Source organism: Aeromonas sp. DNP9 (assembly GCF_001728955.1).
Lineage (GTDB): Bacteria > Pseudomonadota > Gammaproteobacteria > Enterobacterales > Aeromonadaceae > Aeromonas > Aeromonas veronii.
The window spans coordinates 138,163-144,780 of record NZ_LYSQ01000012.1 but is presented as its reverse complement, the minus strand read 5'-3'; the positions used below and the strand labels follow the sequence as shown (position 1 = coordinate 144,780).

Genomic DNA, 6,618 nt, shown 5'->3' with positions numbered 1-6,618 from the left:
CACCCCACTGGGGTATAAACATGACCATCTCTGAGGGAGCTTCGGTGTGTGGCACGAGATAGAAGACAAAGTCCACCCCATCAATATTGACGGTTTCATTGTCCTTGGTGATGAAATGGTTGGGAATGGGAAGCGAGGAGGCATCATTGGCCAGGGCGGGGCCCAACGCACTGGTTACGATCCCTTTCTCGTTAACCTTGAGTACGTTGCCGTATTGATAACCAGCGCGACGCGCCATGATATTGCCGCCCATGACATTTTCGCTGACAGCCTCTTCCACAAATCCTTCGGGTGCCAGTACCGGCAACTTGCCGCTGCTCACATCCTCGGGGGTCGCCAGCCCGGCCTCGTAAATGCCGCCAAACCCACCGAAGTGATCGGCATGGCTGTGGGAAATGATCACTCCCTTGAGCGCCCGTTTACCACGATGTTGTTCATACAGCTCAATGGAGGCTTTTAGGGCCTTACCTGAATATTCCACATCATAAAAAACCATCCCTTCGTTGGTCTCTATGATGGTCAAATTTGAGAGATCTTGGCCGCGAACCTGATAGATATGCTCACTCACCTTGTAGAGCCCCCCCCGGTTAACCAGTTGGGCATGGCGCCACAAGCTGGGGTTAACCGAAGCAGGTGCTTTATTGCCCTGTACATAGTTCATGGCCGTGGCACTAAACACCCCTGCGATATCCCCTTTGTTGAGCAATGGGGCAATAAAACCACGATCGGCATCGGCAAATGCCTGCTGGTCGCTAAAGTCAAGCGCCTGATAGACGCGCTCATTGGCCTCCTTGGTAAAAGGGGTCGCCTCCTTGGCCTTGGTGTTGTAGTCATAAGCCATGGCCATTTGCGAGGTGATCGCTATCGCAATCAGGCTGAGCCTGCCCACTACGTTTCTCATCGTCATACATGATCCTTATCATTGGCCGATTTATACCTTACGTCTTACTGCCGCCATCATGACGGGCCGATACAAAGCTAGAGTATACGAGATATAGCAAGAGAGGATGTCTCAAACGTAGACTGTCATCGTATTGGCTGTAAGCGTACAGCGAAGGCCGTATTGACAGGGGCGACAGGTTATTCCGTGGGCAGAGCAACACGCCATGGCAGCAGTTCGCCGACCCGGTTCACCGGCCAGTCTGCGATCACAGTCAGCACATGCCGCAGGTAATGCTCCGGATCCACACCGTTCAACCGGCAGGTGCCGAGCAAGCTGTACAACAAGGCTCCCCGTTCACTTCCATGGTCCGAGCCAAAAAACAAGAAGTTCTTTCGCCCCAAGCTCACTAGCCGTAGCGCATTCTCCGCGATGTTGTTGTCCACCTCTACCCAACCGTTTTCGGCGTAATACGTCAGTGCTGGCCACTGATTCAAGGCATAGGCGAAGGCCTTGGCCAACTCGGAGTGACGCGAGAGTGACTGCATCCTATCCCGTAACCAGATTTCCAGCGCTTCCAGTAAGGGCTTTGCCCGCCGTTCTCGTTCTGCCAGCCGTTGCTCTGACGACATGCCGCGCAGTTCTGCTTCAAGGCTGTAAAGCTGACCAATTCGTTTGAGGGCTTCGTGTGTGTTGTCCTATGGCGTCCGGATATGCACATCATGGATCTTTCGCCTGGCATGAGCCCAGCAAGCCGCTTCCTTTATCGTGCCGGCTGCCCGGTCTTCACGATATAGCTCATTAAATCCTGCGTAGGCATCTGCCTGTAGGACGCCGCTGAAATCGGCAAGATGGCTTTGCGGATGGACTCCCTTTCTATCGGGAGAGTAGGCGAACCAGACGGCTGGCGGCTGTTCGGAGCCAGCGTTGCGATCATCGCGTACATACGTCCACAGACGCCCTGTTTTTGTCTTTTTATTGCCAGGGAGCAGTACCGGTACCGGGGTATCATCTGCGTGTAGTTTGCCATCGGTCAGCACATACTGCCGCAGCGCCTCCTCCAGCGGTGACAGCAATCTGCAACATGCATCCACCCAGCCAGAGAGCACAGAGCGGCTCAGCTCCACACCCTGACGGGCATAGATTTCCGACTGGCGATACAGTGGAGTGTGCTCTGCATATTTGGAAGTGAGTACCCGAGCCAGCAAGCCAGGCCCGGCGATACCCCGCTCGATAGGGCGTGATGGGGCTGGCGCTTGTGTGATGAAATCGCATTGCCCGCAGGTGTGTTTCTCCCGAACCGTTCGGATGACCCGGAAGGCACTGCGTATCAGCTCTAACTGCTCAGCAGTATCTTCTCCAAGGTATGCCAGCGTTCCACCACACTCCGGGCAGACAGCCTCTGTTGGACACAGGCGATGCTCATCGCGGGGAAGCGCTTGCGGGAAGGGTTTGCGAGTGCGTGTCTGGCGAAGTGGCCGAGGTACTGCTGGGTCATCCACCCGGCCGGTGATAGCGTCACTCTCTTGCTGGAGTATTTTCAACTGCGCTTCGGTCTGAGCGATACGACGAGCGAGTTTCTCGGACTGGCTGCCAAAATACATACGCCGCAGCTTGTCGAGCTGCGCAAGCAGGCGTTCTATTTCGCGCTCCCGCTCTTCCAACCTGGCATGCAAAACACGATTGAGTGACTCCTGTTCGGCCAGGAGTCGTTTCAGTCGCAGGATTTCGTCGGCTAGTGATTTTTCCATACCCATGCATCTTACATGGGGGATCACTTTTTACAACATGGTCAATGAGTTAGCCAGACACTTTGGATGGCGCCAATCTATTCCCTCCAGCAGCATGGCGAGCTGTGCTGGCGTTAAAAAGACTTTGCCATCCCGAGCCGATGGCCAGGCGAACCGACCCCGCTCCAGCCTTTTGGTCAGTAAACACAGACCATCACCGGTAGACCAGAGGAGTTTAACTTGACTCCCGTTGCGGCCCCTGAAGATAAAGACATGCCCTGACAAGGGATCATCCTTCAACGTCATTTGCACTTTCGATGCTAACCCATTGAAGCCGTTTCTCATGTCTGTGATACCGGCCACGATCCAGATCCGGGTGCCAGTAGGAAGATTGATCATACGCGCAGGGTCTCCAGGATCATTCGCAATGCATTGGTATCGACGGTGCCATCAATGACGACCATTGCACGCCCCAGTCTTATCTCGATGGTGCCGGATGGTGTCGGTTCAGGGGCTGTCTCTGGCGTGAGCGTTTCGGGCAGCGGGGTCGGAGGCAAGAAGAGCTCCGTGGATGAAGGGGGCAACACCAGTTCGATGGGATATAACGCAGGGGCTTCGCCTTTGGCATCACGTCGCCATTTGAACAAGAGGTTTGCATTGACCCCGTGCTCCTGTGCGAGTTTTGAGACGGAAACGCCGGGTTGGTTGGCAGCCTCGACAAGTCGCTGTTTGAATTCTCGCGAGTAATTTGCTCTGCCTTTACGGCTGCTATTGGTACGGCTATTGGTGTACACCATGTTGGTTCCCACTACTTTTTAGTGGGAACTACTTTGTCCACAACTGCCACGATTCACCAGACGGTACTGGCCTGACGCTTACTATTGGCTGATGTTTCTATACCATTAGATTGATGCCATCCAACTATGAAACCTTGCAGCCCAATGCTCTATCGACCCCTCGGGCAACTTGCCCTTATCAACCGATTTAGTCTGCGGATGAGGGATGCCAGAATAGCCATCCTTACCACACAGCGCCTTCAGCCGCTTGCTTGGCCAATGCAGTGATTTCTGGGTTAGCTCTTCTTCCAATAATCTAAGCTGCTCCTGCCACCCCTGCTGAGATGTCAGCCTCAATAATTGGGTTGATAGGGAGCAGATCCCATCTGAGGTATCCACTTCAAGGATATGAAAAATCCGGTTCTGCGACTCCACTTCGACAACAGCCAGGCATCTCGGATTACCATCCAGAAGCAGATGCCGGTTGCATCGATAGAGTTTTGGTAACTTGCGCAGTTGCTTGGATCTAATCACGCAACCATGAGCTGTGACCAACTGATCCAGCATTGTCCCAAAACAATCAAACTTGTTGGCGTAGAGGTGAAGATCATCAGTGTCATCCGATTCGGCAGTCCACTCGGCGCAGGGCAGCACACCGCCAACAACTGACTCCTCTGTACTGACATCGGCTGAAGCCAGAGATCCTAACTCTTCATCAGCCTTGCCCTTTGCGCCCTCCTGCTTTTTCTCGGCAACCTTGCGTGTATTGAAGGCCTTGGAAAACTCAAAGACTACGGCTGGCGCCCGTAATAACACTGGTGAGGTATCCGCGTTGGCTTCCACACCATCATGCACCGAGTGAATATGAGGTCGTTCACCTACCAAGCGCACCGAGCCTTCCCCCTCCCCACGTACATACTCCCGCAGCTTGGGATGGAAAAACTGGACCTCATCAGGGATAGCAGCCTTGATATTTTTCAGACTGGAAATCTCGTAAACCAGCATACTTCTGGTTTGTTTATCAAACCGGCCCCAGACCTCAAAAGAGACGGATGGCAGAGGCGGGGGAGTAAACTCGAACTCCCATTTCCGATATCCCCCTTTCTCATAACCGTTCAGCTTCTGATAGCGACCGATGCTCTCGTAGGAAGCTCGGGCGTCGGGGTCGATCAAGATCCAACTCAATAGGCGCCGCGACTCATAGTCATCAAGAGACTTTAGGGGATAGCTGGAGGAAGGCAACACATTCACTCGGGCAACATCGGGACTGACGAGTTCAATCGAAAACTCACTTCTCAGACAATCCGGATCCATCGCTGAACGAGAGAGGTAACCATCATGCAGCAGCAACGCTCGCGCCAATTCCATTTGGGGAAGATAAATCTCTATGTCATTGGCAAGAAAACAGAAACAGTGTTGGCGCTTGTCCATAGCACGAACCACTGACGCAACCGGGTAATCACCCAGTTTCTTTCTTTGCCAAGTTCCCGTGTTATCGATAGTAAAAACGAGATGATATCCTGCAGGCTTATGATCCTGAGTCGGGTTCAATACTCGCTTACGGGCTAGAACCGGGATATTCGAGAGCCTCAATGAAGCAGTTGCCGCCTTGGGAGATAGATCCAGATTGATTCCCCATTGGGAGTTATCAATCCGTCGAAAAAGCGAACCAATCGCCAATATGGTGGTATCGTCAGACACCTTTTCAAAACGGATATCCTGCATCAGTCCCCCAACACATCTCGCAATAGGTCATCAGCCAACGAGGTTAACCGCTCATCACTCAAGCCAGCTAAACGAAGAAGTCGCCACCGGCGCAATAAATGCCCATTCTGCACCAACAGTCTGGCAGCAAGAGCCAAACGACGAATTTGATAATCTGCTATATCTTCACAATATCGCTGCAAAAACAAGCTTGTAAGTGGCATTTTGCTGAGGTTCTTCTCAATCATCGCGCTTGATGAAAGCTTTGATAGAAACCATCGCCTAGATAGCCGGGGGCAATCTAAACTCGACTCATGCACATTGAGGATTTTGAGTAACTGGCGGCAAGTTACACGGTCCTTTTGTGGCCAATTGACCCGCTGATTTTCTCTAACACTGCTCTGGTGGTTCTGCCTGTTAAACTCCAGAAGCCAACGACGATCATGATGGTACAGCCAAGCATATAACGCCTGATGAGATAAACGGGTCTGCTTCACCCCATGGTTTTCCAGCAACTGCTGCCATCTGGCCCGATACTCTACCGATTGGCCGTTCTTTTCATCTGGAGGACAGGGATCAAAAGCATAAATGTCCGTTGGAATGCTCTGTACCTCGTCCAGCACTGTGGCCATGTCCCAAGACTCAGGCAACAGGCTATCCAGGACAACGATATGTTCCAGATAGCTGAAAGATTTTCGGTGCTTGCGAAAGATAGCCTGCAACCAATTACCCGAATCGTTATTAAGCATCAATCCATGCTGCTCTAACCAATCAGCCGGCCAGCGAGCCATTACAAGCTCGTGGATAGTCTCCTGTTTTACGTACCGACCCTTGGCACACTCCACCAAATTAGCGAGCTGATGGTAAAAAGCACTCCATTGAGAAAACGAGGGCGAAGTATCAGGTTGCCGTTGCAACAAAGAAATCACTTGGCGAGTAATCCGGATGGCACGCGCATCCGCTACAGGCTGGGGCAGTCGGGGACAAACTAACGGGGAGGCAGCAACAAACTGGTGGCGATGGTAAGCATGGCGCTCAATATTTGCCTCCAGTAAACCACCATGCACCAGACAACAATCAGCCCCCATCACCTGCCATTGCCGTTGCCAGTAGTATTCGCCATGGCCGCTGCGCTGATTTTGCAAACATTGCGGACAGTAGCGCAGGGCGTGAGACTGTTTAATTCGGGATGCAGCTACCCCCAGGATCAGATGAATGCCGCCTTGCGAATCCCCGCCCATCAGCTCAAGACAGTAACGCCTGCGCTCTTCAGTGGTAAATGGGGCATAAAGAGGAAATAGCGTATTCAGATAAGCCAAACGAGCGACATCGAGCCCCATACTCTCCGGTAATAATTGGACCAGAGGAGCCAGATGATTGGGCAGATCAACCGTTGCAATGACATGCCGGTTTGCAAAAACCTCATCCAGCAACTGCTTGGGGCTGGTTAACCCCAGATGTATTCCGGCTCTGGCCACCAAGCTGTAAATCAGCTCATCGGGATAGGGAACCGGAAAGTTCAGCACGG

Annotated in this window: 5 protein-coding genes and 1 pseudogene; all 6 read right to left on the bottom strand. The window is 52.7% G+C overall.

What is annotated here, in order from left to right; translation table 11 throughout:
• The coding region (locus tag A9G06_RS10255) for an MBL fold metallo-hydrolase (protein WP_139126208.1) at positions 1-907 on the bottom strand (907 nt) is incomplete at its 3' end.
• Between the two features lie 173 nt (positions 908-1,080).
• Positions 1,081-2,631 (bottom strand): annotated as a pseudogene (locus A9G06_RS10250) (IS66 family transposase).
• A gap of 30 nt (positions 2,632-2,661) precedes the next feature.
• Positions 2,662-3,009, bottom strand: a complete 348-nt coding sequence (tnpB, locus tag A9G06_RS10245) for an IS66 family insertion sequence element accessory protein TnpB (RefSeq protein ID WP_069555159.1) — start codon at positions 3,007-3,009, stop codon at positions 2,662-2,664.
• The gene (locus A9G06_RS10240; RefSeq protein ID WP_069555158.1) at positions 3,006-3,407 is read right to left on the bottom strand and encodes a transposase; all 402 of its coding nucleotides are present in this window, start codon (positions 3,405-3,407) and stop codon (positions 3,006-3,008) included. The genes tnpB and A9G06_RS10240 overlap by 4 nt, the downstream gene beginning before the upstream one ends.
• Positions 3,408-3,512: 105 nt before the next feature.
• The gene (locus A9G06_RS10235; RefSeq protein WP_069555157.1) at positions 3,513-5,111 is read right to left on the bottom strand and encodes a Tn7-like element transposition protein TnsE; all 1,599 of its coding nucleotides are present in this window, start codon (positions 5,109-5,111) and stop codon (positions 3,513-3,515) included.
• The gene (locus tag A9G06_RS21930; RefSeq protein WP_069555156.1) at positions 5,111-6,616 is read right to left on the bottom strand and encodes a TnsD family Tn7-like transposition protein; all 1,506 of its coding nucleotides are present in this window, start codon (positions 6,614-6,616) and stop codon (positions 5,111-5,113) included. Before A9G06_RS21930 ends, A9G06_RS10235 begins: the two co-directional genes overlap by 1 nt.
• Positions 6,617-6,618: the final 2 nt, after the last annotated feature.

Coding starts and splice junctions, on each gene's coding strand:
- tnpB (WP_069555159.1), bottom strand. CDS start 3,009: ATGATCAATCTTCCTACTGGCACCCGGATCTGGATCGTGGCCGGTATC.
- A9G06_RS10235 (WP_069555157.1), bottom strand. CDS start 5,111: ATGCAGGATATCCGTTTTGAAAAGGTGTCTGACGATACCACCATATTG.
- A9G06_RS10240 (WP_069555158.1), bottom strand. CDS start 3,407: ATGGTGTACACCAATAGCCGTACCAATAGCAGCCGTAAAGGCAGAGCA.